Origin of the sequence: Methylobacterium sp. UNC378MF (genome assembly GCF_900103195.1) — a bacterium.
Taxonomy (GTDB): Bacteria; Pseudomonadota; Alphaproteobacteria; order Rhizobiales; family Beijerinckiaceae; genus Methylobacterium.
Genome location: NZ_FMWU01000019.1, coordinates 67,792 through 93,741, shown reverse-complemented (window position 1 = coordinate 93,741; position 25,950 = coordinate 67,792). Strand labels below are relative to the sequence as shown.

The 25,950-nt window shown below is 72.4% G+C and carries 25 protein-coding genes; 15 read left to right on the top strand and 10 right to left on the bottom strand.

Translation table 11 applies throughout. The features are described from left to right. The first annotated feature begins 107 nt into the window (after positions 1–107). The 6 genes from BLT59_RS20070 to BLT59_RS20045 all read left to right on the top strand — a co-directional run bounded on the left by BLT59_RS20070 (position 108) and on the right by BLT59_RS20045 (position 10,348). Complete coding sequence (locus BLT59_RS20070) at positions 108–614, top strand: GNAT family N-acetyltransferase (RefSeq protein ID WP_091784402.1); 507 nt, start codon at positions 108–110, stop codon at positions 612–614. 102 nt (positions 615–716) lie between these two features. Next, positions 717–2,159, top strand: a complete 1,443-nt coding sequence (locus BLT59_RS20065; RefSeq protein ID WP_091784399.1) for a lipopolysaccharide biosynthesis protein — start codon at positions 717–719, stop codon at positions 2,157–2,159. A gap of 145 nt (positions 2,160–2,304) precedes the next feature. Further along, entirely contained in the window at positions 2,305–3,492 is a 1,188-nt protein-coding gene (locus BLT59_RS20060) for an FAD-binding protein (protein ID WP_091784396.1), read from the top strand. A 148-nt stretch (positions 3,493–3,640) separates the two neighbouring features. Beyond that, entirely contained in the window at positions 3,641–4,969 is a 1,329-nt protein-coding gene (glcF, locus tag BLT59_RS20055; protein ID WP_091784394.1) for a glycolate oxidase subunit GlcF, read from the top strand. A gap of 835 nt (positions 4,970–5,804) precedes the next feature. Next, a complete protein-coding gene (locus tag BLT59_RS20050; protein ID WP_091784391.1) occupies positions 5,805–8,933 on the top strand; it encodes an Rne/Rng family ribonuclease in 3,129 nt (1,042 codons plus the stop codon). Positions 8,934–9,103: 170 nt separating this feature from the next. Next, positions 9,104–10,348, top strand: coding sequence for a methyl-accepting chemotaxis protein (locus BLT59_RS20045; protein WP_091784388.1), 1,245 nt, complete (start codon positions 9,104–9,106; stop codon positions 10,346–10,348). A 37-nt stretch (positions 10,349–10,385) separates the two neighbouring features. Here the strand turns inward: BLT59_RS20045 and uraD are convergent, their stop codons facing one another. From uraD to BLT59_RS20025, 4 genes are all read right to left on the bottom strand, one after another. Beyond that, entirely contained in the window at positions 10,386–10,895 is a 510-nt protein-coding gene (gene uraD, locus BLT59_RS20040; RefSeq protein ID WP_091784385.1) for a 2-oxo-4-hydroxy-4-carboxy-5-ureidoimidazoline decarboxylase, read from the bottom strand. Between the two features lie 299 nt (positions 10,896–11,194). Further along, entirely contained in the window at positions 11,195–11,494 is a 300-nt protein-coding gene (locus tag BLT59_RS32260; protein WP_091784383.1) for a DUF2934 domain-containing protein, read from the bottom strand. 13 nt (positions 11,495–11,507) lie between these two features. Next, a complete protein-coding gene (locus BLT59_RS20030; protein ID WP_091784380.1) occupies positions 11,508–11,678 on the bottom strand; it encodes a DUF3606 domain-containing protein in 171 nt (56 codons plus the stop codon). A 123-nt stretch (positions 11,679–11,801) separates the two neighbouring features. Next, complete coding sequence (locus BLT59_RS20025) at positions 11,802–12,812, bottom strand: 2-keto-3-deoxygluconate permease (protein WP_091784377.1); 1,011 nt, start codon at positions 12,810–12,812, stop codon at positions 11,802–11,804. A gap of 182 nt (positions 12,813–12,994) precedes the next feature. On the opposite strand from BLT59_RS20025, the gene BLT59_RS20020 reads away from it, so the two are divergent. The 3 genes from BLT59_RS20020 to pdxA all read left to right on the top strand — a co-directional run bounded on the left by BLT59_RS20020 (position 12,995) and on the right by pdxA (position 16,050). After that, positions 12,995–13,819: a FadR/GntR family transcriptional regulator gene (locus BLT59_RS20020; protein WP_091784374.1), complete on the top strand. Its 825-nt coding sequence runs from the start codon at positions 12,995–12,997 to the stop codon at positions 13,817–13,819. Between the two features lie 105 nt (positions 13,820–13,924). After that, positions 13,925–15,028, top strand: a complete 1,104-nt coding sequence (locus BLT59_RS20015; protein ID WP_091784372.1) for a four-carbon acid sugar kinase family protein — start codon at positions 13,925–13,927, stop codon at positions 15,026–15,028. Further along, on the top strand, positions 15,025–16,050 hold the full coding sequence (gene pdxA / locus BLT59_RS20010) for a 4-hydroxythreonine-4-phosphate dehydrogenase PdxA (protein WP_175544070.1): 1,026 nt from the start codon (positions 15,025–15,027) through the stop codon (positions 16,048–16,050). The genes BLT59_RS20015 and pdxA overlap by 4 nt, the downstream gene beginning before the upstream one ends. Before the next feature lie 127 nt (positions 16,051–16,177). Here the strand turns inward: pdxA and yidD are convergent, their stop codons facing one another. Together yidD and BLT59_RS20000 are read right to left on the bottom strand one after the other, a co-directional pair. Then, complete coding sequence (gene yidD / locus BLT59_RS20005) at positions 16,178–16,510, bottom strand: membrane protein insertion efficiency factor YidD (RefSeq protein WP_091784366.1); 333 nt, start codon at positions 16,508–16,510, stop codon at positions 16,178–16,180. A gap of 4 nt (positions 16,511–16,514) precedes the next feature. Next, on the bottom strand, positions 16,515–16,958 hold the full coding sequence (locus BLT59_RS20000) for an iron-sulfur cluster assembly scaffold protein (protein ID WP_091784547.1): 444 nt from the start codon (positions 16,956–16,958) through the stop codon (positions 16,515–16,517). 241 nt (positions 16,959–17,199) lie between these two features. Here BLT59_RS20000 and folE point away from each other — a divergent pair, with 241 nt between their 5' ends. The 4 genes from folE to BLT59_RS19980 all read left to right on the top strand — a co-directional run bounded on the left by folE (position 17,200) and on the right by BLT59_RS19980 (position 21,196). Next, on the top strand, positions 17,200–18,018 hold the full coding sequence (gene folE, locus BLT59_RS19995) for a GTP cyclohydrolase I FolE (protein ID WP_091784363.1): 819 nt from the start codon (positions 17,200–17,202) through the stop codon (positions 18,016–18,018). Between the two features lie 20 nt (positions 18,019–18,038). Continuing rightward, positions 18,039–18,461 (top strand): phosphoribosyl-AMP cyclohydrolase, encoded by a 423-nt coding sequence (gene hisI / locus BLT59_RS19990; RefSeq protein ID WP_091784360.1) that lies wholly within the window; start codon positions 18,039–18,041, stop codon positions 18,459–18,461. Beyond that, positions 18,458–19,441: a patatin-like phospholipase family protein gene (locus BLT59_RS19985; protein ID WP_091784358.1), complete on the top strand. Its 984-nt coding sequence runs from the start codon at positions 18,458–18,460 to the stop codon at positions 19,439–19,441. The genes hisI and BLT59_RS19985 overlap by 4 nt, the downstream gene beginning before the upstream one ends. A 183-nt stretch (positions 19,442–19,624) precedes the next feature. Beyond that, positions 19,625–21,196 (top strand): alkaline phosphatase D family protein, encoded by a 1,572-nt coding sequence (locus BLT59_RS19980; RefSeq protein WP_091784545.1) that lies wholly within the window; start codon positions 19,625–19,627, stop codon positions 21,194–21,196. Positions 21,197–21,374: 178 nt separating this feature from the next. Here BLT59_RS19980 and BLT59_RS19975 read toward each other — a convergent pair whose 3' ends face one another. Both BLT59_RS19975 and BLT59_RS19970 read right to left on the bottom strand, forming a co-directional pair. Continuing rightward, positions 21,375–21,806 carry a CBS domain-containing protein gene (locus BLT59_RS19975; RefSeq protein WP_091784355.1) on the bottom strand — a complete coding sequence of 144 codons (432 nt, stop codon included), beginning with the start codon at positions 21,804–21,806 and terminating at the stop codon, positions 21,375–21,377. Positions 21,807–21,937: 131 nt separating this feature from the next. Further along, positions 21,938–22,759, bottom strand: a complete 822-nt coding sequence (locus tag BLT59_RS19970; RefSeq protein WP_091784352.1) for a rhomboid family intramembrane serine protease — start codon at positions 22,757–22,759, stop codon at positions 21,938–21,940. Between the two features lie 361 nt (positions 22,760–23,120). Between BLT59_RS19970 and BLT59_RS19965 the strand changes: the two genes are divergently transcribed. Further along, positions 23,121–23,720, top strand: a complete 600-nt coding sequence (locus BLT59_RS19965; protein WP_091784348.1) for a PAS domain-containing protein — start codon at positions 23,121–23,123, stop codon at positions 23,718–23,720. Positions 23,721–23,962: 242 nt separating this feature from the next. Further along, positions 23,963–24,604, top strand: coding sequence for a PilZ domain-containing protein (locus BLT59_RS19960; protein WP_091784344.1), 642 nt, complete (start codon positions 23,963–23,965; stop codon positions 24,602–24,604). Between the two features lie 27 nt (positions 24,605–24,631). On the opposite strand, the gene BLT59_RS19955 is transcribed toward BLT59_RS19960, so the two are convergent. Further along, complete coding sequence (locus BLT59_RS19955; RefSeq protein WP_091784340.1) at positions 24,632–25,213, bottom strand: SCO family protein; 582 nt, start codon at positions 25,211–25,213, stop codon at positions 24,632–24,634. A 105-nt stretch (positions 25,214–25,318) separates the two neighbouring features. After that, on the bottom strand, positions 25,319–25,822 hold the full coding sequence (locus tag BLT59_RS19950; protein ID WP_091784337.1) for a PRC-barrel domain-containing protein: 504 nt from the start codon (positions 25,820–25,822) through the stop codon (positions 25,319–25,321). Positions 25,823–25,950: the final 128 nt, after the last annotated feature.

Here is a 25,950-nt window from a genome sequence, read left to right as displayed (position 1 = left end):
TCCGGACTTCCCAAGCGGGGCGGAAGCGGGCATCTGACCGGTCGGGCAGAAGACGCAGGCGAGCACAAGATGGCCGGGCCGATCAGATCCTCCGCAACGGCGCGGGCGTGAGCGCGCCCCTGCGCAATCCAGTCGGCGACGGGTGCCCCGAGCCGAGGATCCGCACCGCCACGCTCGCCGATCTCGACGCCCTGGTCGCCCTGGAGCACGCCGCCTTCGCCACCGACCGGGCCGAGCGCCGGGCGATCCGCCACGCGATCCTGTCGCCCACCATGGACGTGCTGGCGGCGCTGATCGATGCGCCGGACGGGGATCCGACCCCGGTCCTGGTTGGTGCCGCAGTGCTGGAGCGGCGGCGCAGCAGCCGGATCGCCCGCCTGGCCTCGATCGCGGTGGCGCCGAACCGCGGCGGCCTCGGCCTCGGCGGCCGGCTCCTGGACGCCGCGGAGGCCCGCGCCCGCGCCCAGGACTGCGATCGGCTCCGGCTGGAGGTGCGCGCCGATAACGGCGCCGGCATCCGCCTCTACCAGCGCCGGGGCTATACCCGCTTCGCGGTGCGGCCCGATTATTACGAGGACGGGATGGAGGCTTGGCGCTACGAGCGGGCCTTGTGAGGCCGTCCGCCCTGATCCCGCCCGGTTAGGAGAGTTTTACGGCTCCCGCGCTACAGCGCGCGGGATGACCCGAGAGATCCCGCAGCTCATGAGACGCCGTCCATGGCCGTGATCGTCGCCTTCGTCATCAATGCGGGGCTCAACTTCGTCCTCGGCCTGCTGATCGCCAAGCTGCTGGGGCCGGCCGATTTCGGCCGGTTCGCCTTCGCGACCACCGGCGCCATCGTGCTGAACACGGTGCTGTTCGAGTGGCTGCGCCTGTCGGCGACGCGGTTCTACTCGGGACGCGTGCGCGTCGACGAGCCCTGGATCCGCCACGGACTCGACCGGGCCTATCTGCGCATCGGCCTGCTGCTGCTCGCCGCCGCCGCCCTGTGCGGCGCCTTCGGCTTTGCCGGCGGCGCCGACGGGCGCGAGGCGGTTCTGTGCGGCACCGGCATCGCGGCGCTGGGGATCGGCGTGTTCGACTACCACGCGGCCCTCGCCCGGGCGCGGTTCGACGGCAAGCTCTATCTCGGCCTCGTCGCGGTGAAGAACGTCCTGTCCTTTGCCCTGATGGCGGCGGCGGCCTGGTGGCTGCCCCAGCCGGCCTGGGTTCTGGCGGCCGCCGGGCTCAGCCAGCTCCTGGCGGTGCTGCTGCTGCGCCACCCTCTGCGCGATCCGCGCACGCCCTTCGAGCGACCGCGCCTGTCGGCGACCTGGCGGGTCTTCGCGCGCTACGGCCTGCCGCTCATCGCCGCCAACACCGCCTATCAATGCCTCGCCTTCGTCAACCGCGGCGCCATTGCGGGCCATGCCGGCTTCGCCGAGGCCGGCTATTTCGCCCTGGCCGCCGACGTCACCGGGCGCGCGCTGATGACGCTGGGCACCGCCCTCGACCTGCTGCTGTTCCAGCTCGCCGTGCAGGCCGAGGAGCAGAGCGGCCGCACCGCCGCCGAGGCGCAGGTCGCAGCCAATGCCGGCACCGTGTTCGCCCTGCTGGCCCCCTGCGCGGTCGGCTTCTGGGCCGTGCTGCCGGCGCTCCAGGGGCTGGTTGTGCCGGACGCCTATCGCGGGCCGTTCGAGACCTACAGCATCGTGCTGATGCCGGGCCTGTTCTGCCTGTCGATGATGTTCTACGCCCTCAATCCGGTCTTCCAGATCCGCCGCCGGACCCTGCCGGTGGTCGCCGCCGCCCTGGTCGGTCTGGCGGTGAACGGCGCCGGCCTGCTGGTCCTGCCGGATCGGATGGGCGGGATCGGCGTCGCGCTGGCGCAGAGTGCGGGCCTCGCGGCCGCCGGTTTGTGGCTCGGCTGGCGCGCGCTCGCCGGCCCGGAGCGCATCGCGCTGCCCTGGGGGGAGATCGGGGTGGCGGCCCTCGCCTGCGCGGCGATGGGCCTGGCCCTTGCCCCCTTCCGGCACCTGCCGCCCGCCCTGGCGCTGGCCATCCTGGTTCCGGCCGGGATGGGCCTCTACGGGGCGCTGGTCTGGCTCTTCGACATCGCCGGCCTGCGCCGCGAGGTCCTGGCACGTCTGCGTCCGCGCCGGACGGCGGCGGCGGAGTAGGCTCACGGCGCGCGGGCGCCGCACAGCGGCGGCGCAGTGGAAACCCGGCCGCTGAAACCCCGCGACTCCACCTGCGCTTGAATCCGCCGCCGGATCCGGCGACACCCGTCCTGGAATGGATACAAACAGGACCGGGACGGAAACGATGGGCGTCTACGAGCCCGGCACCGAGGCGGAGGCCGGGGAGATCGTGCGGGCGGCCGCCGGGCGCGGCGAGCGCCTGCGGCTCGCCGGCGGCGGCACCGCCGCGGGGCTCGGCCGGCCCGCGCAGGACAACGCGACACTCTCCGCGAAGGCACTCACCGGGGTCACGCTCTACGAGCCCGCCGAGATGGTGGTGGGGGCCCGGGCCGGGACGCCGCTTTCCGAGGTCGAGGCGCTGCTCGCCACCCGGGGCCAGATGCTCCCCTTCGAGCCGATGGACCTGCGCGGCCTCTACGGCAGCACCGGCGAACCGACCCTCGGGGCCGTGGCGGCGATCAACAATGCCGGTCCCCGGCGGATCAATGCCGGGGCGGCCCGCGACAGCCTGATCGGCGTGCGCTTCATCAACGGACGGGGCGAAGCGATCAAGTCGGGCGGCCGGGTGATGAAGAACGTCACCGGGCTCGACCTCGTGAAGCTGATGGCCGGCGCCCACGGCACGCTGGGCCTGCTGACCGAGGTCACCTTCAAGGTGCTGCCGGCCTGCGAGCGCGTGGCGACCCTGATCTTCCCCGGCCTGGACGATGCCCGGGCGGTGACGGCCCTGTCGGAGGCCCTCGGCTCGCCCTTCGAACTCACGGGCGCCGCGCATCTGCCGGCGGGGATCGGCGGCCCGGAGGCGCGGACCCTGATGCGCCTCGAAGGCTTCTCCGACTCCATCGCATACCGCACGGGCGAGCTGCGCCGCCTGCTCAAGCGCTACGGCCAGCCCGAGATCGTGGACGGCGAGGACGGCGCCGCCCTCTGGCGGTCCGTGCGCGACGCCGCGCCCCTGGCCGAGCCCCGGGAGTCCGCCCTCTGGCGGATCTCCACGGCGCCAACCCACGGGCCGGCCCTGGCGGCGGCGGTCGCGGCGGAGCGCGATGCCCGCTGGTTCTTCGACTGGGGCGGCGGCCTGATCTGGCTCGCCACCGGTGCCGAGGGCGATGCCGGCGCCGATGCAGTGCGCCGGGCGGTGGAGGCGCAGGGCGGCCACGCCACGCTGGTCCGCGCGCCCGACGCCGTGCGCGCCGCCGTGCCGGTGTTCCAGCCGCTGGCCGAGCCGCTGATGCGGCTCACCGCCGGCATCAAGGCGGCGCACGATCCCGCCGGGGTGCTCAACCCGGGCCGGATGTACGCGCAGGTTTGAGGTTCATCCCCTCCCCCTACGGGGAGGGGCCAGGAATGGGGCGGCTGAGGACCGGGCGCAACGGTGCCTCCTGCGCCACCCCCTCGCGGGATCCGCGATCCCGAAACTCCGCCCCGCAAGGGGGGAGGAGAGCAGGCAGGAAGAGACCGTGCAGACCAATTTCGCCCCCGCCCAGCTCGCCGATCCCGCCATGGCGGCCTCGGAAAAGATCCTGCGGACCTGCGTGCATTGCGGCTTCTGCACGGCGACCTGTCCGACTTACCTGCTGCTCGGCGACGAGCTCGATTCCCCGCGGGGCCGGATCTACCTGATCAAGGACATGCTGGAGGGCGGCAAGCCGGCCTCGCCGGAGGTGGTCAAGCATGTCGACCGCTGCCTCTCCTGCCTGTCCTGCATGACCACCTGCCCGTCGGGGGTGCATTACATGCACCTCGTCGACCATGCCCGGGCTCATATCGAGGCGACCTACGCGCGGCCGGCCGGCGACCGGTTCCTGCGTGCCGTGCTCGCCCAGGTCCTGCCTTACCCGAACCGCTTCCGCCTCGCGCTCACCGCCGCCAAGCTCGGCGCGCCGTTCCGGGGGCTGGTGGCGCGGCTGCCGCGGGTCGGCAACCGCCTCGCCGCCATGCTCGACCTCGCCCCCGCCGGGATGCCGCCCCGCGAGCCGACCAACCGGCCGGGCCGGTTCCCGCCGGCCGGCGGACAGGCCGTCAAGCGCGTCGCCCTGCTGCGCGGCTGCGCCCAGAGCGTGCTGCGGCCGGACTTCAACGCCGCCGCGATCCGGCTGCTCAACCGGCACGGCATCGAGGTGGTCCACGCCGCGGAGGGCTGCTGCGGGGCGCTGACCCACCACATGGGCAAGGAGGATTCCGCCCACGCCCACGCCAAGCAGACGATCGACGCCTGGGATGCGGAGATCGCCAAGGGCCTCGACGCGATCCTGGTCACGGCCTCGGGCTGCGGCACGACCATCAAGGATTACGGCTTCATGTTCCGCGACGACCCGGCCTATGCCGAGAAGGCGCGGCGGGTCTCGAGCCTGGCCAAGGACGTCACCGAGTACGTCGCCCAGCTCGACCTCGCGCCGGTTGCCGAGAGCGATCTCGTGGTGGCCTACCACTCGGCCTGCTCGATGCAGCACGGCCAGGGCATCCGCACCGAGCCGAAGACGCTGCTCAAGCGCGCGGGCTTTACCGTGAAGGACGTGCCCGAGGGCCATATCTGCTGCGGCTCGGCGGGGACCTACAACATCCTGCAGCCGGAACTGGCGCTGAAGCTGCGCGCCCGGAAGGTCGCCAATATCGAGCGCGTGCGCCCCGACGTGATCGCCACCGGCAATATCGGCTGCGCGACGCAGATCGGGAAGGGCACCGGCATCCCGATCGTCCACACGGTCGAGCTGCTCGACTGGGCGACCGGCGGCCCGAAACCCGCGGCGCTCGCCGGGGTGGCGCCGCGGCTGGAGGCGGCGGAGTGACGGATGCCGTCGGTCGAGCGCTCGCCACGAACATGCACGATGCGCGACAGCGCTCTCCGGACAGGATGACCGGGTGATCCCACCCGCCCCCTCATCCTGAGGGGCCCGCGTCAGCGGGTCTCGAAGGCGGGCTCCAGGGATCGCGCGGCCGGCCGGAGGGCTCCTGCGGGGCCTGCGCTGCGCCTCCCGCACCTCGGGATGAAGGCGTGGATCGGACAGCCGATCCGAACCTGCCGGGCATGGAATCGCTGCGTTCGGCGCAAAAGGACCGCGCGCCGTGACAGCCCCGTGACATCTATTCACGCTTGACCCTTGCCAAATCCGCGCAGCCGTCTGTAATGATGAGGACCCTCTCCGGTCCCGCCGGTCGCCGCAACGGCCCGCGGACGCGACCGAATTCCTTGCGAAAACGGTCGCGGTGTCGCGGTGGGCCCAGTCGGTCCGCTTGGCGGCGACGGGTGTCGCCCGCGATCGGGCAGGTGTCGCACGACGCGGCGGAGCTTCTCCGCCGCACCCCAGAATTCACGGCCGGTCCCCATCCGGCCGAGATTGTTTCGCGAGGTCGGGACCACGATGGACGGACGCACGGCCCAGCATAGCGCTGCGCGTGCCCCGGAGGCGCAAGAGGCGCGTCGCACCGGTCCGTCCCTCCTCCCGGCCTGTTTCAACCCCAGGCGCCCAGGGCGCCGAACGGCGGTTGACGGCAATTTCCCCTCGAACCCATCCGCCTCGGCGACGAGGCCGGCACCCCACCCGACAGGTTTGACGTCGGGCGAGGCGCCGCCGGGACCACGGGCACGGAGAACGACGTCGGCCGCCATGCCGAGAGTCCGACATGGCCAACAAAATGCTGATCGACGCGATGCACCCGGAGGAGACCCGGGTCGTCACGGTCCACGGGTCTAGGGTCGAGGAGTTCGACTTCGAGGCCGCCAACCGGCGTCAGCTGCGTGGCAACATCTATCTCGCCAAGGTCACCCGCGTGGAGCCGTCGCTCCAGGCGGCGTTCGTCGAGTATGGCGGCAACCGCCACGGCTTCCTGGCCTTCAACGAGATCCACCCCGACTATTACCAGATCCCGCTCGCCGACCGGCAGGCGCTCCTCGAGGAGGAGGCCCGCGACGCCGAGGAGCACCGCGATCGCGAGGAGCGCCGCCGCCGGTCGCCGCGCCGCTCCCGCGGCCGCCGCGCCGAGGCCCGGGCCCGCGGCGCCGACGAGACCGTGAGCGCCGAGGACGGGCACGAGGTGTCCCGAACCGAAGATCTGGCCGAGGATCACGCCGAGATCCGGACGGAAGCGGGGATCGACCCGGCCGTCGAGCCCGATACCCTCGCCGAGAACCCCGAGGCCGTGCGGGAGGCCCTCGCCTCCGAGACCGCCGCCGGCGACATCGCCGCTTTCCATGACGAGCCGGCACAGGCCGCCGAGCCCGCGGCCGAGGCGCCGTTCGAGGCCGCCCCCGCCGAGGGGCAGGCGGCCGACAGGGGCGCACCGGTGGCCGACGAGCCCGTCGCCTCCGAGGAGGACGCCACCGATCAGGACGCGCCGGTCGAGCCCGAGGCCCGCATCGCCGTGGCGGAGGCGCTGACCGTCGCCGACGCGCCGGCCGGGACCTTCGCGGAGGAGACCGCCGAGCCGGTCGACGACGAGGCGGATGAGGCGTCCGACGAGGACGACGAGGAATCCGACGACGATGAGGATGAGGACGAGTCGGAGGACGACGAGGACGAGTCCGACGAGGATGAGGATGAGGATGAGTCGGACGAGGATTCCGACGACCCCGACGCCGAGCCCAAGATCGCCCAGGTCGGCGGCAACGGCGACGCGCTGGCCGAGATTCCCGAGCGGCCCCGCCACTACCGCCGCCAGTACAAGATCCAGGAGGTGATCAAGCGCCGCCAGATCATCCTGGTGCAGGTGGTCAAGGAGGAGCGCGGCACGAAGGGCGCGGCGCTCACCACCTACCTGTCGCTCGCCGGCCGCTACTCGGTGCTGATGCCCAACACGGGCCGGGGCGGCGGCATCTCCCGCAAGATCACCTCGGCGGCCGACCGCAAGCGCCTCAAGGAGGTCGTGCAGGACCTGGAGGTGCCCGAGGGGATGGGCGTCATCCTGCGCACCGCCGGCGCCTCGCGCTCCAAGCCCGAGATCGCCCGCGACTTCGAGTACCTGATGCGGCTCTGGGAATCGGTCCGCGAGCTGACGCTGACCTCGATGGCCCCCGCTCTGGTCTACGAGGAGGGCTCGCTGATCAAGCGCGCCATCCGCGACCTCTACAACAAGGATCTGGACGAGGTTCTGGTCGCCGGCGAGGACGCCTACCGCGAGGCCAAGGACTTCATGCGGATGCTGATGCCCGGCCAGTCCAAGGTCGTGAAGCCGTACCGCGACCCGACGCCGATCTTCGCCCGTTTCGGGGTCGAGCAGCAGCTCGACGCGATGTTCTCCAGCCACGTCTCGCTGAAGTCCGGCGGCTACCTCGTGATCAACCCGACCGAGGCGCTCGTCTCGATCGACGTGAACTCGGGCCGCGCCACCCGCGAGCACGATATCGAGGACACGGCCCTCAAGACGAACCTGGAGGCCGCCGAGGAGGTCGCCCGGCAGCTGCGCCTGCGCGACCTCGCGGGCCTGATCGTCATCGACTTCATCGACATGGAGGAGAAGCGGAACAACCGCGCCGTCGAGAAGAAGCTCAACGAGTGCCTGAAGAACGACCGCGCCCGCATCCAGGTGGGCCGGATCTCGCCCTTCGGCCTGATGGAGATGAGCCGCCAGCGCATCCGCACCGGCGTGCTCGAATCCTCCTCGATCCCCTGCGCCCATTGCGGCGGCTCGGGCTTCGTGCGCGCCACCGCGTCGGTGGCCCTGCACATCCTGCGCTCCATCGAGGAGGCGCTGCTCAAGTCGGCCTCCCACAACCTCGTCCTGCGCACCCGCACAGAGGTCGCCCTCTACATCCTCAACCAGAAGCGCGGGCACCTGCGCGAGCTGGAGCTGCGCTTCGGCGTGACGATCACGATCGCGGCCGACGAGCGGCTGGCCGCCACCGCCGCGTTCCAGCTCGACCGCGGCGAGCCGGCCCAGCGGGCAGAGGGTCCGGTGACGGGCGTGCGCGCCCAGGCGATCTCGCCGACCACCGAGTTCGAGGACGAGGACGAGGAGGCCGACGAGGCCGAGGCCGAGACGGAATCCGAGGGCGAGGCCGACGAGGGCCGCGCCGAGGCCCGCGAGGACGGGCCGCGCGAGGACGGCGACGGCCGCCGCCGCCGCCGCCGCCGTCGCCGCCGGGGCGGCCGACAGGAGGGCCGTTCCGAGGATGGCCGCTCCGAGGAGGAGCGCGGCGACGACGAGCGCCAGGACGACGGCCAGGAGGACGGCCAGGACGACGGCCGGGACAGCTCGGACGAGACCGGCCGGGGCGAGGCGTGGGACGGCGAGCAGCCGGCCGGCACCGAGGCACCGGTCGAGGCCGTCGCGGCGGAAGCCGGGGAAGCCGACGAGACCGTGGCGGGTGCCGACGAGGCGTCCCGCACCGACGATGAGGGCGGGCGCCGCCGTCGTCGCGGACGCCGGGGTGGGCGTGGACGCAGCGAGGGCCGGTCGCGCGACGGCGCCGAGAAGGACGAGGCGCCCGAGGCGGCGGGCGATGCCGTCGCCCTCTCGGCGGAGGAGCCGGTGAGCGCTCAGGCGGTGGCCGAGGCGGTCGAGGCAGCCGAGGCCGCCCCGGCCTCGGGCGGCACCGAGACGGCGGTGGACCTGCCGGTGGCCCCGGCCGAGACCCCGGCGCCGGCCGATCGGGAGAGCGCAGGCGCGCAGGCTTCCGCCGCGCCGCCCGAGGCTGCGCCCGCCGAACCGGTCCCCGAGCCCGTGGCGATCGTGCTGACGCCGCCCACCGATCCGGACCGGCCCAAGCGCGCGGGCTGGTGGTCGCGCACCAAGGCGGCTCTGACCGGAGAATAAAGCATTGCGCCCCCTGATAGATCGCTATCCGGGGGCGCAACTTCTCGCAGAGAACGCGCTGCACCGCACCAATGCGGTGCAAGGGTCTTTGAGAGACTAGTCTAGCCTTCACCTTTGGTTGAAGGTTCTGTGTGACCATGCCGGCCGATTAAGATGTCGGAGAGGCCCGCATGTTCAGTTTGCGCCGGCAGCGTCAGACCCCTGACGCGCTTGCAATCCCGGTGTCGGCGACCGCGCCCGTTGAGGCGGCGGTGGCGGTTCCAGTCGCTCCGGCGCCGAATCCCGCCGCAGAGCCGGCCTTCGATCGAGAGTGGCTGTCCCTCCTGGCGCGCCTGTCCGCTTCGGCGTCCGATGCCGGCACCTCGATCGGCTGGATGACCCACGACGCCTCCGGGACCGCCGAGCAGGCCCGTCTCATCGCGGCGGCCAGCGAGGAACTCGCGGCGACCACGGGTGAGATCGCCGCCCGCTCCTCCTCGGCGGCCGAGACCGCCGAGACGGCCCGGGCCGGCATCGCCACCTGCGTGGGCGACCTCCACCGCGCCACCGCCGGCATGCGCGGGATCGAGGAGGGCACCGAGGAAATCGGAAGCCGGCTCGACAGCTTCTCGACCGCCGCCCTGCGCATCGAGGAGATGGCCGGCACCATCGCGGCGATCTCGGCCCAGACCAACCTGCTGGCGCTCAATGCCACGATCGAGGCGGCGCGGGCCGGCGAGGCCGGACGCGGCTTCGCGGTGGTCGCCGCCGAGGTGAAGACGCTCTCGGCGCAGACCGCCAAGGCGACCGACGAGATCCGGGCCCGGGTCAGCGGCCTGCGCGAGGAGATGGCGGCGATGCAGGCCGCGGTGACGCGCAGCCGCGGCGCGGTCGAGGCGGGCGCGGCCGCGATGGTGCGGGCCAATGCCCGCGTCGAGGCGGAGAGCGGCGCCGTGGCCAATGTCGCGGCGCAGATGCGCGAGGCTTCGGAGATCCTCGGCCAGCAGATGCAGGCCACCGGCGACATCGCCCAGAATGTCAGCCGCATCGCGGAAGGCACCGACAAGGCGCGCCGGGAGATCGGCGACGCCCTCGCGCAGCTCGGACGGATCGAGGATCTCGGCCGCACCCTGCTCGACCGTCAGGCCGGCGCCTCGGCGGATGAGCGGGTGATCCGCCTGGCGGCGGATTGCGCCGCCTGGCGCCGCGCCATCGCGGCGACCCTGGTCGGCATGCGGTCCACGGACACGCCGCCGGAGGGGATCCCCGCCGACGCGACGCGGCCGGCCGCCATCGAGAAGCCCCTGACCCAGGCCCGCGAACAGGCGGCGGCCCTGGTCCGCCACGTGCGCAGCCAGGCCTGGGATTCGGCGACCACGGCGTTCGTCGCCTTCGAGGCGGCTGTGAAGGAAGCCAGGGCGGCGATCGAGGCCTGAGGCCCGGCCGGCTCCGGCAAAGCCGCGCGGCGCCGTCTCACGGCGTGATCAGGCGCTCCAGGCGCATCCGGGTGATCTGGGCGACCTCGCCCAGCGCGGTCGCCTCCTCGGCCTCCGGATCCTGTCCGAGCCGGGCCTCGAAGACGGACCGGATCTCGGCCCGTCCCCGGCCCCGCACCGCGATGATGAAGGGGAAGCCGAAGCGCGCGCGATAGGCGGCGTTCAGGCGGTCGAACGCCGCGGCGTCGGCCGCCTCCATGCGGTCGAGGCCGGCGCTTCCCTGCTCGCTCGCCGAATCCGCGGTGAGAGTTCGGGCGCGTGCCTCCGGCCCGGCGAGCTCCGGGTGACCGTTGAGGAAGGCGCGGCGGGTCTCGGCGGGCGCGGCGCGCAGCACCGCCATCATCGCGGCGTGCAGATCCGCAATCCCGGTGAAGGGGCGCCGGGCCCAGGCGCCCCGTGCCACCCAGGGCGCGTGCTCGAAGACGGGACCGAGGAGCGCTTCGAAGGCCGGCGCGTCCATGCGGTTGAGGGTGGCGAGATCGGTCATGGACTCAGCGGCTCCGACGGCAGGCCTGCCTGCGAAGCCGTAGGCCTTACACCAAGGGCGGGCTCGTCGGCCTGCAGAGCCAGCAACCCGTGTGCCATCCCGGGCCTGGAGGGCGTGCCGAATGCGGGTTCCTGCCGCACGGCGCCGCGCCTGAGCGCCGGGCGAAGCCTTCACGGAAGGCTTGCAGCCGGAGATTCGTCGCGGTGCGCGGGCGGCAGCAGCGGCCGACGGCGTGCCGGGACGAGCCGTGAGCACGCCCCCTCGGGCACCGTCAGGATGCGCGCTCCGACCGGACCTCGTCAGGTCGGCTGCGCATCGGATCTCGGGGCTGTCGGTGCCTCGCCGGCCTTCCGGCGATCGCGCTCCTTGCGCAGTTCCCGCTCGGCCAGAAGCCAGAACTCGATCTCGAAGCCCTCGGGCCGGTGGTTGCGCTCCCAGAGTTCGTAGGCCCGCTCGCGGATCTGCTCGAACGTGATGGCATCGGGCGACGGGGCCGGAGGCTGAGGCGCAGCCTCGTCGGGACCGGTCGCGGGTTCGGGCAGCGTCGTCCCCGCCGCCGGAAGATCCGGAGGCGGACGGAAATCAGGGGGCACGTCCATGACGCGGCCGATCTCAGGAGGCCGGCTTGTCGAGATAGGCGGCCACGCTCGTGATCCGGCTCCCGACCATGGTCACCGCCTTGCGCAGCCTCTCCTCGCTGACGCCGAAACGCTGCGCCCATTCCTCGCGGGTGGGACGGTCGTAGATGTCGATATGCGTCTTGCCCCTGAATTCGGTGGACATGCTGTGCCCGCTCCGGTTCGCCGTGAGCCGCGGCCATACCGGGCTCTTCGAAGGGACAACCGGACTCGGGCCCTTCGGTTGCCGCCGGTCGCGGCCGGCACGCGGTGCGCCGCGGGATTCGCCTCAGGGCGCGCTCGGCGCGGGCGGCGGGACCGGCTCGTGCCCCGGCTCCAGCCCGTCTGCGTCCGAACCGACGCGCGCCGCCACGAAGGCGGTCAGGAGCGGCACGAGCAGCGCCGTGACCACCACGCTCGCCGCCACCAGCACGGTGGCGGGACCGGCAGCCTCCGCGTAGGCCGGATTGGCGGCCGCGATGATCGCCGGCACGGCGGCGGCGTTGCCCGCGGTGGAGGCCGCCGCGACCCCGGCGACGCCATTGCCTCCGGTGAGCCGGTCGGCGACGAACAGGGCCGCCCCCGTGACCGCCACCACCGCCACGCCGAGGCCGATGCCGAGCAGGCCCGCCTGCCAGATCTTGGCGAGGTCGAGCCCGAAGCCGAGGGCGAACGCGAAGAACGGGATCATCACCGGCGCCGCCCCCGACAGGAAGGCGCGCATGTCGCGGTCGAGGTTGCCCAGGATCATCCCGATCACCAGCGGCAGGATGCTGCCCACCAGCGTCGGCCACGGGAAGGCGGACAGGCCCGCCAGCCCGAGGGTGACCATGGTGAGGAACGGCCCGGATTCGAGGCTCATGATCGCGTAGGCGCCCGCATCCTTCGGGCGGCCGAACTGGCCCATCAGGGCGAGGTAGAGCCCGCCATTGGTGTCGTTCATCGCGGCGACGATCGCCAGCGTCGAGATTCCCGCGAAGGCGCCCCCGACCACCGGCGCCTCGCCGAGGACATGGCCGAACACCACGCCCATGAGCGCCGCGATGCCGACCTTGGCGGCCAGCAGAACGCCGCCCTTGCGGGCGATCGCCGGGGTAGCGCGGAAATCGATGCCCGCGCCCATGCAGACGAAGAACACCGCCAGGATCGGCAGGGCCCCGTTGAAGAGCGCACCGGTGAACGAGCCGAAGAACGTCGCCGTGTTGGGAAAGAGCGTGTGGAGGATCGCGCCGAGGAACAGCGGCACCACCATCAGGCCGCCGGGCACGCGCTCCAGGGAACGCTTGATGGGAATCTGCATGGTTCGCCCTCCCGGTGCCACCCTGTTCCGGGCCTTCGGCACCCGCTCATCCCCCGGGCCGGCTGCTACAACCTTTTGACAAGCAGGCGCAACTCGCGCCCCGGATCGTACAAATGTTGACAAGCGGCGCGGTTCATCGCTGACTTGACGCAGCCTGGCTCGATCCCTGGAGGCAGCCCCGGATGTCGTCGGCGGTGTCCTCATCCCTGTCCGGTCCGCCCGACCGGGCGGAGGCGCCGGAGCGGCCGGCGCGCCGCGGCGCGGATCCGAACCGGCCCGGCTCCCTGGCCGACGGCATCTATCACGCGCTCCTCACGGGGATCGGGAACGGCACCTACGGACCCGACACGCGGCTACCGAGCGAGCACGACCTCGCGGCGCGCTTCCAGGTCTCGCGTCCCGTGGTCCGGGCGGCCCTCGACCGGCTGCGCCGGGAGGGCGCCATCGTCTCGCGGCAGGGGGCGGGCAGCTTCGTGCGGCCGCGGGTGGCGCCTCCGCCCCTGGGCTTCGCCCCGGTGGAGAGCATCGCGGACATCCAGCGCTGCTACGAGTTCCGCCTCTCCCTCGAGCCGGATGCCGCCTTTCACGCGGCTCTGCGCCGCGATGCCGACGCCCTCGGCCGGATCGCGGCAGCGCTCGACCGGCTCAGTGTGGCGACCCGGCAGGAGCAGCACCGGGCGGATGCCGATTTCGCCTTTCATCACGCGATCGCAGCCGCGTCGAACAACCACTATTACGCGGCTTGCCTGGAGGCGCTGCAACCGCACATCGCCGTGGGCATGACGATCCACGGCCTCGCCCTGCAGGGTCCGCGATCCGGACTGCGCGGCGTGCTGGAGGAGCATCGCGGGATTTTTTCGGCGATCGCGGATCGCGACGCCGAGGCCGCCCGGACCCGCATGGAAGCCCATATCGCCACGTCCCGCGACCGGCTGTTCGAGGGGCGGCTGCTCGATCTTTCCCTCGGCCGGCCTGCCGAACCCGGCCCCGGGAAGCCGCGTGCTTGACCGCGGCGCCGGGGGGTCTGTATGCCTGCCGACAACCTGACAACAAGCTTTCGAGCCGCGGCCTGGCGGAGTGGCCGATGATGGTCCTGCCATGATCCGCTCGACATGACCCGCCTGCGCCTCATCGCCGACGATTTGACCGGCACCCTCGACACGGCCGCGGGCTTTACCGGCCTGTGCGGGTCGATCCCGGTGGCGTGGCCGGAGATCCTGGCGGCGGAATCCGCCGGATGCCTGGCGATCGATTCCGGCACCCGTGAGCGATCGGCGGAGGCCGCCGGGCGGATCGTCGGCGCCCTCGCCCCCCGGCTGGTCGGCGCCGGCATCGCCTTCAAGAAGGTCGACAGCCTGCTGCGCGGCCCCTGGGCGGCGGAACTCGCGGCGGTGCTGCGGCAGGGTGCCTGGGATCGCTGCGTCGTGGCGCCGGCCTTCCCGTACCAGGGCCGCCGCACGGAGGCCGGATGCCAGCTCGCCCGGCGCGGTGGCGGCTGGGAGCCGGTCTCCGGCGACATCGCCGAGGCCCTGCGGGCCGCCGGACTGCCGGCGCGCCGGGCCAGCGTGGCCGACGGTCCCGTGGCCGGCGTGGCCGTCTACGACGCGGCCAGCGATGCCGATCTCGCCCGGGTGGCCGATCTCGGCGGCGCGGATCCGGTGCTCTGGTGCGGCAGCGGCGGCCTCGCGGCGGCCCTGGCGCGGGGCGCGGACGCGCCGGGCGACGACCGGCTCGCCGGCCCGGTGCTCGGGCTGTTCGGCTCCGACCGGCCCGAGACCGCCGCGCAGCTCGCGGCCTGCGGCGGCCACCACCTCGTCCTGTCGCCGCAGGACCCGGACCATGCCGGCGCGGTGGCGGCGCGCCTCGACCGGCACGGCGTCGCCCTGGCGAGCCTCGCGCTGCCCGAGGGGATCGCCCGCGAGGCCGCCGCGGCGCGGATCGCCGCGGCCTTCGCGGGCGTGATCGACCGCATCCCGCAGCCCGGGACGCTGCTGGTGGCCGGCGGTGAGACCCTGAAGGCGCTCTGCCTCGCGCTGGGTGTCACGCGCCTCGACGTCACCGGGCAGATCATCCCGGGCCTGCCCCGGTCGACCCTGCGGGGCGGCCGCTGGGACGGGCTCGCGGTCGTATCGAAATCCGGCGCCTTCGGAACGGAGGGCGTCTGGCGCGATCTACTTCACGGCAACGGCTTTCCGCCCGAGAGGAGCGACGCGTGACCCCACATCTCGCCATCACCATGGGCGATCCCGCCGGCATCGGCCCGGAGATCATCGTCAAGGCCGCCGCCCGGCTGAAGGAGCGGATCGACGCGGGCGATCTGCGCCTCATGGTCATCGGCAGCGCCCCGGCCCTGCGTCGCGCCGAGGAAGCGCTGGGCCTCCTACCGGAACGGATCCCGGAGGTTGCCGAAGACGACGACTGGCCGGCGCTGTGCTGCCTCCAGGCGGATGCCGAGGGTGCGCCGATCGAGCCCGGCCGGCTCTCCGCCGATGGCGGTCGCTTTGCCTACAAGGCGATCGAGGCCGGGGTGCGTCTCGCCATGGCCAACAGGATCGGCGGCATCGTCACGGCGCCGCTCAACAAGGAGGCGCTCAACAAGGCCGGCTACCACTATGCCGGCCACACCGAGATGCTCGCGGAGCTGACCGGCGTGCGCGGCTCGGTGATGATGCTCGCCCACGGCAACATGCGGGTCTCCCACGTCACCACCCACGTGGCGCTGGAGGACGTGCCCAAGCGCCTGACTCCGGAGCGGCTGCGCCTCGTCATCGACCTCACCGACAAGGCCCTGAAGGGGCTGGGTCTGGCCAAGCCGAAGATCGCCGTGGCGGCGCTCAACCCCCATGCCGGCGAGGGCGGCCTGTTCGGGCGCCAGGACATCGACGTCAGCACCCCCGTGATCGCGCAGGCCAATGCCGACGGTCTCGACATCCACGGGCCGGTGCCGGGCGATACGGTGTTCGTGAAGCTGCGCGCCGGCCAGTACGACGCGGTTGTCGCGATGTATCACGACCAGGGGCATATCCCGGTGAAGCTCCTGGGCTTCGAGATCGACCCGGCCACGGGGAAGTGGATGGACCTGTCGGGGGTGAACGTCACCCTGGGCCTGCCGATCATCCGGACCTCGGTCGATCACGGCACCGCCTTCGACATCGCCGGAACGGGCATCGCCAACGAGCGCAGCCTGATCGAGGCGATCGAGTTCGCGGAGCGGCTCGCCGCCAATCGCGCGGCGTGAGGCGCGGCGGATGAAGGGGCGGTTGGATCGAAGGGGCCAGCCTCTCGATCCGGCCGCATCGCGCCCGACCCTGCGAGACGCCCGTCCGGTCAGGCGTGTTTCACGTGAAACAAATCGGGAACGCGGCCTAGCGCGCGTCGGCCTCCCGCCCCACCGCGTCGCAGGCGAACGGTGACGGCGGCGCCTCGACGCCGCGCCAGCGGCCATAGGTCCAGGGCCGGTACCAGGCACAGCCCTCCGGCAGCCGCTCCGGCACGAGGTCGATCCCGTGGGTCCCGAACGGGCCGCAGCGGCAGATCCGGGCGAAGCCCATCCAGCCGCCCGGCCAGAACCCGTGCCGGGCGATCGCCGTGTCGGTGTATTCGGAGCAGCTCGGCCAATGCCGGCACTGGCGGCCGATCAGGCCGGACAGGGTGAGCTGATACAGGCGGATCGCCCCATGGGCGGCGCGCCGGACCATGCCCTCAGGCGGCCTGCCGCTTGGCGGCGATCTGGTCGAGGGCGTCCACCACCGCGTCGAAGGTCAGGAGCGTCGAGGCGTGGCGCGCCTTGAACTCCCGCACCGGCTCCAGCACCGCGAGGTCCGACCACACGCCCTCGGGCGCGGGACCGTTCGCCTTGAGCATCGCCCGCATCGTCTCGCGGACGCCGCGCAGCTCCTCCGCGCTGGCGCCGACCACGTGCCGTCCCATCAGCGACGCGGAGGCCTGACCGAGGGCGCAGGCCCGGACCTCCTGGGCGAAATCCGCCACACGGCCATCGTCGCCGAGGACGAGATCCACCGTCACGGTCGAGCCGCACAGCCGCGAATGGGCCGTGGCGCTGGCATCCGGGCTCTCGAGCCGGCCGAGCCGCGGGATGTCGGCGGCGAGTTCCAGGATACGGCGGTTGTAGATGTCGTCGAGCATCGGGTCCTCGGCCGGAGGCGCAATGTCCATCGGGACTCTGCCGCGTGCATCGCGCATTGCGCGTTGCCCCGCGAACGATGATATAGGCGCGATACGGTCGCTTCGCGAGGAGGCGGGCCGTCGACCAGGGTCGCGCCCACGGCCACGGTGGTTCCCACGGCCTTTCGTCCATCCCAGGGCGCCGGCTTGAAACCTTTTCGAGCCCGGGATCTTCCCTCGAACGCCCGACGCGATTCCGACGATGTATGCCAAGCCCGACAGCACCCCGATGAAGTCCCGCATCGCGCGGGCCGGAGATGCCATGGATGCCGCGCTCAAATCCTTGTCCTACCAGGGCGATGGCCAGGGTTTCGACCGGAACGGGATCGACCGGCAAGGGCTGAACGGCATGCGCAATGACAATCGGCCGGTGGATGATGGCCGTCCCGTCGAGGTCGCGCCCGTGCCGGCCTCCGCCACCCGCGTCCCGGACGGGATCGAGACCGGCCGCCCGAGCCGCGCCGAGGCCGAGGCCGCGGTGCGCACGCTGCTGCGCTGGGCCGGCGACGATCCGGCCCGCGAGGGCCTGCTCGACACCCCGGCCCGGGTCACCAAGGCCTACGAGCAGCTGTTCGGCGGCTACAGCGTCGATGCCGAGAAGCTGCTGGAGCGCGTCTTCGAGGAGGTCGAGGGCTACTCGGACATCGTGCTGGTGCGCGATATTCCGTTCCACTCCCATTGCGAGCACCACATGGTGCCGTTCATGGGGCTCGCCCACATCGCCTATTACCCGACCCGGGGCGTGGTCGGCCTGTCGAAGCTCGCCCGCGTCGTCGACACCTTCGCCCGCCGCCTGCAGACGCAGGAGACGATGACCGCCCAGATCGCCGACGTCATCGAGAGCATCCTCAAGCCCCGCGGCGTCGCCGTGATGGTGGAGGCCGAGCATCTCTGCATGGCGATGCGCGGCGTCCAGAAGGCCGGCGTCTCGACCATCACCAGCCAGTTCCGCGGCGTCTTCAAGGACAATGCCAACGAGCAGGTCCGCTTCCTGACCCTGGTGCGCGGCGGCGCCAAGTAGTCCCAGACGACGTCTCGACCATGACCGCGCGCGACTTCGCCTTCGCTCCCCCCGGCACCCGCGCCGAGGTCGAGGAGGGCCATGCCCTCACGCCCCGATTCGACCGGGACGGTCTCGTCGCCTGCATCGCGGTGGATGCGCGGGACGGGCAGGTGCTGATGCTCGCCCACATGAACGCCGAGTCGCTGGCGCGCACCCTCGAGACCGGCGAGGCGTGGTACTGGTCGCGCTCGCGCCAGGAACTCTGGCACAAGGGGGCGACCAGCGGCCAGGTCCAGCGCGTCGTCGAGATGCGCGTCGATTGCGACCAGGACGCCCTGCTGATCCGCGTCGAGGTCGGCGGCGATGGCGGCTGCTGCCACACCGGGCGGCGGGACTGCTTCTACCGCAGCGTCGTCCGGGAGGCGGACGGCCAGGTCGTCCTGAAGGCCGCCGGGCGATGAACCGCCCTCTTGCCACACGCTGGCAAGACGAGTCCGCCGATCCGCATTTCCTTCCCGGCACCGTGGAGCCGGTCCGGCCGCCGCCGAGCGCCGGTCCGCGGATCGGACTCGCGCTCGGCGGCGGCTCGGCCCGCGGCTGGGCCCATATCGGCGTGCTGCGCGCCCTGGAGGAGGCCGGCATCCATCCGACCGTGGTGGCGGGCTGCTCGATCGGTGCGGTGGTCGGCGCCTGCTACGCCGCGGGACGGCTCGACCGGCTGGAGACGTTCGCCCGGGCGCTGACCCGGCGCCGGGTCGTCGGGCTCATCGATCCGCGCCTGCCCGGCTCCGGCCTGATCGCCGGCAACCGCCTGCGCCAGCGGCTCTTCGCCGACCTCGGCACGCGCCGGATCGAGGATCTGCCCATCCGCTTCGGCTGCGTCGCCACCGAGTACGGCACCGGTCACGAGGTGAGCCTCACCGAGGGGCCGGCGGTGGAAGCGGTGCGCGCCTCCTACGCGATCCCCGGCCTGTTCCCGCCGGTGACTTACGCAGGCCGGGTGCTGATGGACGGGACCCTGGTCAACCCGGTCCCTGTGGGGCTGGCCCGCACCCTCGGGGCCGATCTCGTGCTCTGCGTGAACCTCAACGGCGATACCGGGGGACCGGTGGTGCACGAGGTACCGGCGCCGGTGCCGCGTCGCAGCTTCCTGCAGGTGATGCGCGGGCGCCGGCAGGGCTTCGAGAGTGCGGAGCCCGAAATCCCCGTCCCCAGCATCGCCCGGGTGGTGCTCGGCGCCTTCAACATCACGCAGGACCGGATCTCCCGGGCGCGGCTGGAGCGGGACCCGCCGGATGTCGCCATTGGCCCGGATGTCGGCGCCTTCGGCCTGTTCGACTTCCACAAGGCCGCCGAGGGAATCGCCATCGGCTACCGGGCCGCCCGGGCGGCCCTGCCCCGGATCCGCGCCGTGGTCGAGGGCGCGGCCGCGCGGGCGTGACGGATTCGGGGATCGCGCGGCCGGATTGAGGGCTCCTTCGAAGCCTCCGCTGCGCCCCGGCAGTTCAGGATGCGGATGCGGGCCGGCGGTTTCCGGGCCGAGATCCTGCCGGGCTTCGGTCAACCCGTCATCCGGCTGTCGCGACCGCCTGCGATGGGCGCCGTGCATGCTGGAGGACCTCCAATGTATACCAGTCGCCGTCAGATCCTGCTGTCCGGAGGCGCGGGCCTCGTCGGGCTGGCTTCCGGCCTCGCGCGTCCGGGGCTGAGCCGCGCCGCCGACCGGCCGCTCCTGAGCCACGGCCTCCAGTCGGGCGATGTCGGCACCGACTCGGCCATGGTCTGGGCCCGGTCCGATCGGCCGGCCCGGGCGATCATCGAGTGGGCGACCACCGAGAGCTTTTCCGATATCCGCGGCGGCGTGTTCGCCGACGCCCTGCCGGAGACGGACGGCACCGTGAAGGTGGCGCTGACCGGGCTTCCGGCCGGCCAGGACGTGTTCTACCGGGTCCGGCTCCAGGACATCGCCGCGCCCACGATCGTGGGCCCGAGCCAGGTCGGACGGTTCCGCACCGCGCCGGCGGACCGGCGCTCCGTGTCGTTCTGCTGGTCGGGCGACACGGCGGGCCAGGGCTGGGGCATCGACGAGGCCCGCGGCGGCATGACGATCTATGCGGCCATCCTCAAGAACCGGCCGGACTTCTTCATCCATTCCGGCGACACGATCTACGCCGACGGGCCGATCCAGTCCGAGGTGAAGCTCCCCGACGGCAGCCTGTGGCGCAACCGGGTCACCGAAGAGGTGGCCAAGCCCGCCGAGACGCTCGCGGAGTTCCGGGGCCGGCACAAGTACAACCTCACCGACCGGAACGTGCTGGCGATGAACGCCGCCGTGCCGATCCTGGCGCAGTGGGACGACCACGAGGTCACCAACAACTGGTGGCCGGGCGAGCCCCTCACCCGGGCCGAGCACCTCAAGAAGAAATACGCCGACCCGAACGTGCTGGCCCTGCAGCTGCGGGCCGCCAAGGCCTTCCATGAATACATGCCGATGCGCTTCGAGCCGTCCGAGCCCGGCCGTGTCTATCGCAAGATCGGCTACGGCCCGCTGGTCGACGTGTTCATGCTCGACATGCGCTCCTACCGCGGCCCGAACGGCGAGAACCGGCAGACGGAATACGGGCCCGATTCCCACTTCCTCGGGCCGCAGCAGATCGCGTGGCTGAAGCGGGCGCTGCTCGAGTCCCGGGCGACCTGGAAGGTGATCGCCGCCGACATGCCGCTCGGCCTCGTGGTGACCTACGACGGCGACCGCAATTTCGGCTCGGAGGCGGTGGCGCAGGGCGACGGGCCGCCGCTCGGCCGCGAGTTGGAGATCGCCGACCTGCTGCGCTTCATCAAGAGCGCGGGGATCCGCAACACGGTGTGGCTCACGGCCGACGTGCACTACACGGCCGCCCATTACTACGACCCCAACAGGGCGCAGTTCCAGGATTTCGACCCGTTCTGGGAATTCGTCTCCGGACCGCTGCACGCGGGCACCTTCGGGCCGAACGCGCTCGACAACACGTTCGGGCCGCAGCTGCGCTTCGTGAAGGCGCCCGACAAGGGCCAGGTGAACCTGTCCCCGGCCGCCGGCTACCAGTTCTTCGGCCACGTGGCGGTGGACGGCGCCACCGAGCAGATGACGGTGACCCTCAAGGACGCCACCGACACCGACCTCTGGCACGTCACGCTCGATCCCGTGAAGGCGTGAGACGGACCGTGGATGATGCGGGCTTGAGCTGTCGGCCCGCTCGTCCCTCGACGCGAAGGAGCGCGGGTCCCCCTCCCGTGCGGGAGAGGGAGCGCGGTCGCGCTCCGGCACCGGCCGCCTGCCCTGAACCGGGGACGCCCGGAGGCGGAGGGCAGGAGAAACGTGGGGCTTCGCGCGCCTACGCCATCGTGATGTAGTCGCGCAGGGCCTGATGCTCGGCCTCGACGGTGGCGATCTTGCGCGCCACCACGTCGCCGATCGAGACCAGGCCGATCAGCCGCCCATCCTCGCAGACCGGCACGTGGCGGAAGCGCCCGTCGGTCATCAGCGCCATGACCTCCTCGATCGTGGCGCTCCGGCCGCAGGTCGTGACCGTGCTGGTCATGTGGGCCGAGACCGGCGCGTCGAAGGCCGAGCCCCCGTGCCGGGCGAGCGCCCGCATGATGTCGCGCTCGGAGATGATGCCCGCCACCGTCCCGTCGGCATGGGCGACCACCAGGGCGCCGATCCGCTTGTCGGCGAGGATCTGGATTACCTCATCGAGGCTCCTGTCAGGGCTCACCGTGACGACGGAGCTGCCCTTCTCGGCGAGGATGCGTGCGACGGTCATGGCTCTCTCCCTTGTGACGCGTCCGGTCCGCCGTCAGCCCGCGGCGGCCTTGTTGCGCTGTCGTCCGGGTGGGCCCCGGCTCGTTCACATTGTGGCGAGTGTGTGACCGATCCGGCCCGTTGGCAAGGTGCTCAGTGCCGGCGCGGCTCCCGGGGGTCCACGAGGGGGAACAGGAAGAAGCCCGCGATGAAGCCGCCCAGATGCGCGTCCCAGGCGATCGCGGCGTTCTCCCCGACCAGCGGCATGCTGACGAGGCCGAACAGCAGGTTGGTCAGGAGCCAGATCGCCAGGAACGACACCGCCGTCCGGTTGCGCAGCAATTCCGGGATCGTCTCGGCCGGCCGGGGCGGCGGCAGCTGCCAGGCCGGCGCGCCGTAGCCGGAGACCGGCGGCTGGAACACGAAGCGGGCGGCGGCCGCCATCAGGGCCGAGATCCCCGCCGAGGCGCCGACCAGCGGCCCGGCGCTCAGCGGGTCGATCAGGATGTGGAGCAGGCCGCCGGCCGCCGTGCCGGCCAGCGCGAGCACGCACCAGCGCAGGGCGCCGCAGCGCCGCGCCACCGGCGCGCCGAAGGCCGCGAGCCAGACGCTGTTGAAGATCACGTGCATCCACGAGCCGTGCAGCAGCGCGTAGGTGACGAGCGTCCAGGGCAGGAGCGCGTGCTCGCCCGCGATGTAGCGGGCGAAGGCCTCGCGGGCCGCCTCCAGGCCGGGATCGCCCGTGCCGCCGGCCGCGCGGATCACCTCGGAGGCCTGGCCGGGATCGAACCAGAGGGTCCAGCGCGCCGGCACCAGCGCGAGATCGAGGACGAGGCGGATGTCCCAGGTATCCGGCAGCAGGAACTCGCGGACCGCCTGGATCGCCAGGAGCAGCCCGATCGCGACGGTGACGATCCCCGGCATGTTGAACACGGGCACGCGGCTCTGCCGCGGGAAGTCGGGGGAGGCATCCATCGCGGCACCATGTCGGGGCGCGGGGCGCCTGGGCAAGCCCCGGCGACGTATTGAAGCTCGCGAATACCGGCCGGATCCCGGACCATGACACCGCATCGATCCGTCTTCCGGCCGGATCCGCCCGGAACGACCGAGGCGCGCCGAGGAGGATGCGACGGGGGTGCGACGATTGTGTCGCCGGCCACGACGCGCTACCCCCGCACGGTGCGTCGCCGGCGGGCCCGGCGCCGCACGGGTGCGGGGGGGCCGGCACGGCCCGTGCGCCCAGACGCGGTGAACGCCCGGATCGGCCGGTCACACCCGCTCGGATGTGCCAGATTGATCCGGGGATGAACCACAGGCGTTGAGAATCGGGACACCGATGAAGCATCCCACCAGCCGCATGCTCCATGCCTACTGGGAGCGCCTGCGCGGAGAGCGGGCCGCACCGGAGCGCTCCGAGATCGAGCCGGGCGAGATCCGGCACCTTCTCGCCGACAGCCTGATCCTGGAACTCGACATGCCGAGCCGCTCCGCGAGCATCCGGCTCGCCGGGACGCGGGTCTGCGCCCTGTACGGCCGCGAACTGAAGGGCGAGCCCTTCGCCCGGCTGTGGGGCTCCCGCGCGCCGGATCCCTGGCGGATCGTCGAGATCGTCGCCAGCGACACCCTCGGCGTCGTGGCGGGCCTGCGCGGCACCAACGCCGAAGGCGAGGCGGCGGATCTCGAACTCCTGCTCCTGCCGCTCCGTCATCGCGGTCGGACCCAGGTCCGCGCCCTCGGAACCCTGAGCCTCGACGGCGCCCCGCACTGGCTCGGCCTGCGCCCGCTGGTGGAGGCCGAGACCACCTCCCTGCGCATCCTTCCCAGCCGCCGCCCGGAGGCGGGACCGCCTGCCCGCGCGGCCGTCCGGACGAGCGCCGGTTATCCCGGTCCGGTGCGCCACGGCCACCTCCTCGTCCATGCCGGCGGACGCGCCTGAAGACTGTATTCATTCAATCTTACGCCCGGATTGCGCCGGCTCATCCGATCGCAGCGCCGCGCGCGCGCGAGAAGATCTTCGGCGTGCAAGTCGATCGCGCAAGTCGACCGCGCAGGGCGCAGCGCTCCGCGCGCGTGAATGTTTCAGCAGCGCCGCTCCGCGCGGAGGCCGGAAAAAGGGTTTCGTAACAGTCCGCGCCTAGTCTGCACCGGCCCTCATGCCGGCGCAGGACTATTCTCGGAATGATCGCGGTCGAGGCCACCGCCGGAACAGATCGACACGCGGTGCCCCCCGAGCCGGCGCGCGGCGCGGCCGACCAGCGCCGGCACCAGCGCGTCCGGGTCGCCGTGCTCGGCCGCTACATGCTGGCCGACCGGCGGGAATATCCCTGCCAGACGGTGGACATGTCGCCGGGCGGCGTGCGGCTGACCTGCGCGGTTCCGGGCGCGGTCGGCGAGCGGGTGGTGCTGTATCTGGAGCATATCGGCCGGATCGAGGGCGTGATCGCCCGCATCTGCACGGACGGTTTCGCGGTCCAGCTCAACGCCACGCCGCGCAAGCGCGACAAGCTCGCCTCCCAGCTCACCTGGCTGGCGAACCGGGAGATGCTGGGCCTGCCGGAGGGTCGCTCGCACGAGCGCCTCGTGCCGACCAGCACGGCGGTGATCCTGCGCCTCGAGGGCGGCCGCGAGATCAAGGCCCGCATCATCGACATCTCGATGTCGGGCGTGGCGATTTCCTGCCCGGTGCCGCTGGCCCTCGGCGCCGCCGTCACGGTCGGCAGCACGCCGGGGCGGCTGGTGCGCTACTTCGAGGGCGGCTTCGGCGTGCAGTTCCTGCTGCCGCTCTCCCCCGACCGCTTCCATGCCGGGATGACGCTGTAGCGCGTCCCCGGCCCGATCCTGCCCCGGTCAGATCTTCCTGGCGAGCTGCGCGGCGACCTCGTCGGCCGGCCGGGTCAGATCGAGGGCGCCGAGGAAGCGGTTCTGCGCGTCCATGACGTAGACCAGGGCGGTGTGCTCCATCGTGTAGTCGCCGTCCTTGGCCGGCACCTTGCGGGCATAGGCGCGATACGCCTTCTCGGTGGCGGTGACCTGCTCCTGGCTGCCGGTGAGGCCGGTGATGCGCGGGTCGAAGCTCGACAGGTAGGTCTTCAGGCTCGCCGGGTCGTCGCGCTCGGGATCCACCGTGATGAAGGCGACCCGCATCGCCCGGCCCTTCGGCCCCAGGGCGGCCAGCACGTCGGAGATCTGCTGCAGGGTGGTCGGGCACACGTCCGGGCAATGGGTGAAGCCGAAGAACACGAGATGCGTCGCGCCGGCGAAATCGCGCTCGGTGACGGTGCGTCCGTCCTGGTTCACGAGGGTGAACGGGCCGCCGACTCCGGGCACGCCCACCGGCGCCCTGTCGGGCAGGAAGGCGAACACCGCCGCCCCGGTGAGGCCGAGCAGGCCGAGGCAGAAGGCGAGGAGCGGGACGAGGGCGCGGCGCATGGGACGGGTTCCGACCTCCGGGGAGGCCGGCACAGCACACAACCGCGCGCGGAGGCAAGCCGGCGCGGTGCCGCCGGCCGCCCGGCGCCACGCCGCCCGACCCCGTCAGGGCTTCGGCGCCGGCTCCCCGGCCGGGCTCGCCGGGGTGGCGCCCTTCGGCGGCTCCTTGCCGAGATAGACGTATTCCGGTGCCGCGCGGAGCTGGTCCTTGGTCGTGTCGATCCGCGCCTGGAGGGTCTTGCCGTCGGTGCGGTCGAGCTTGAGCACGGACGGATCGACCGCGACGTATTTCGAGCCGATCCCCAGGAAGCCGCCGACCCCGATGATCCAGGCCTTCACGGCGCCCTTCTGGTCGAGGACGAAATCGGCGATCTGGCCGATCGTCTCGTTGGCGCCGTTGACGACGCTGGAGCCGATCAGCTTGCTGGCGACCATGTCGTCGGGGGTCTGGGCCACGAAGGTCGGGCGCAGGTTGTCGGCCATGGTGGCGGGCGCGCCCGGGACCGGGGTCGCGGCGCTGCCGCTATCCGGCTTGGCGCCGTCGGTCTGCGCCGAGGCGGTGGCGAGGCCGGCCAGCAGGAGGGCCGAGGCGAGGAGCGGGGTGCGCATCGGAGCAGGTCTTTCAGACGGGGCCGAACATCGGGGTGGCGCCGCCTCAAGGTTCTGGCGGGGCTTAAGTTCCGCGCGGTCTCGGCATCGGCCGGGGCCGCCCCGGCGGTTTGCCGGCCGTGTGTCGC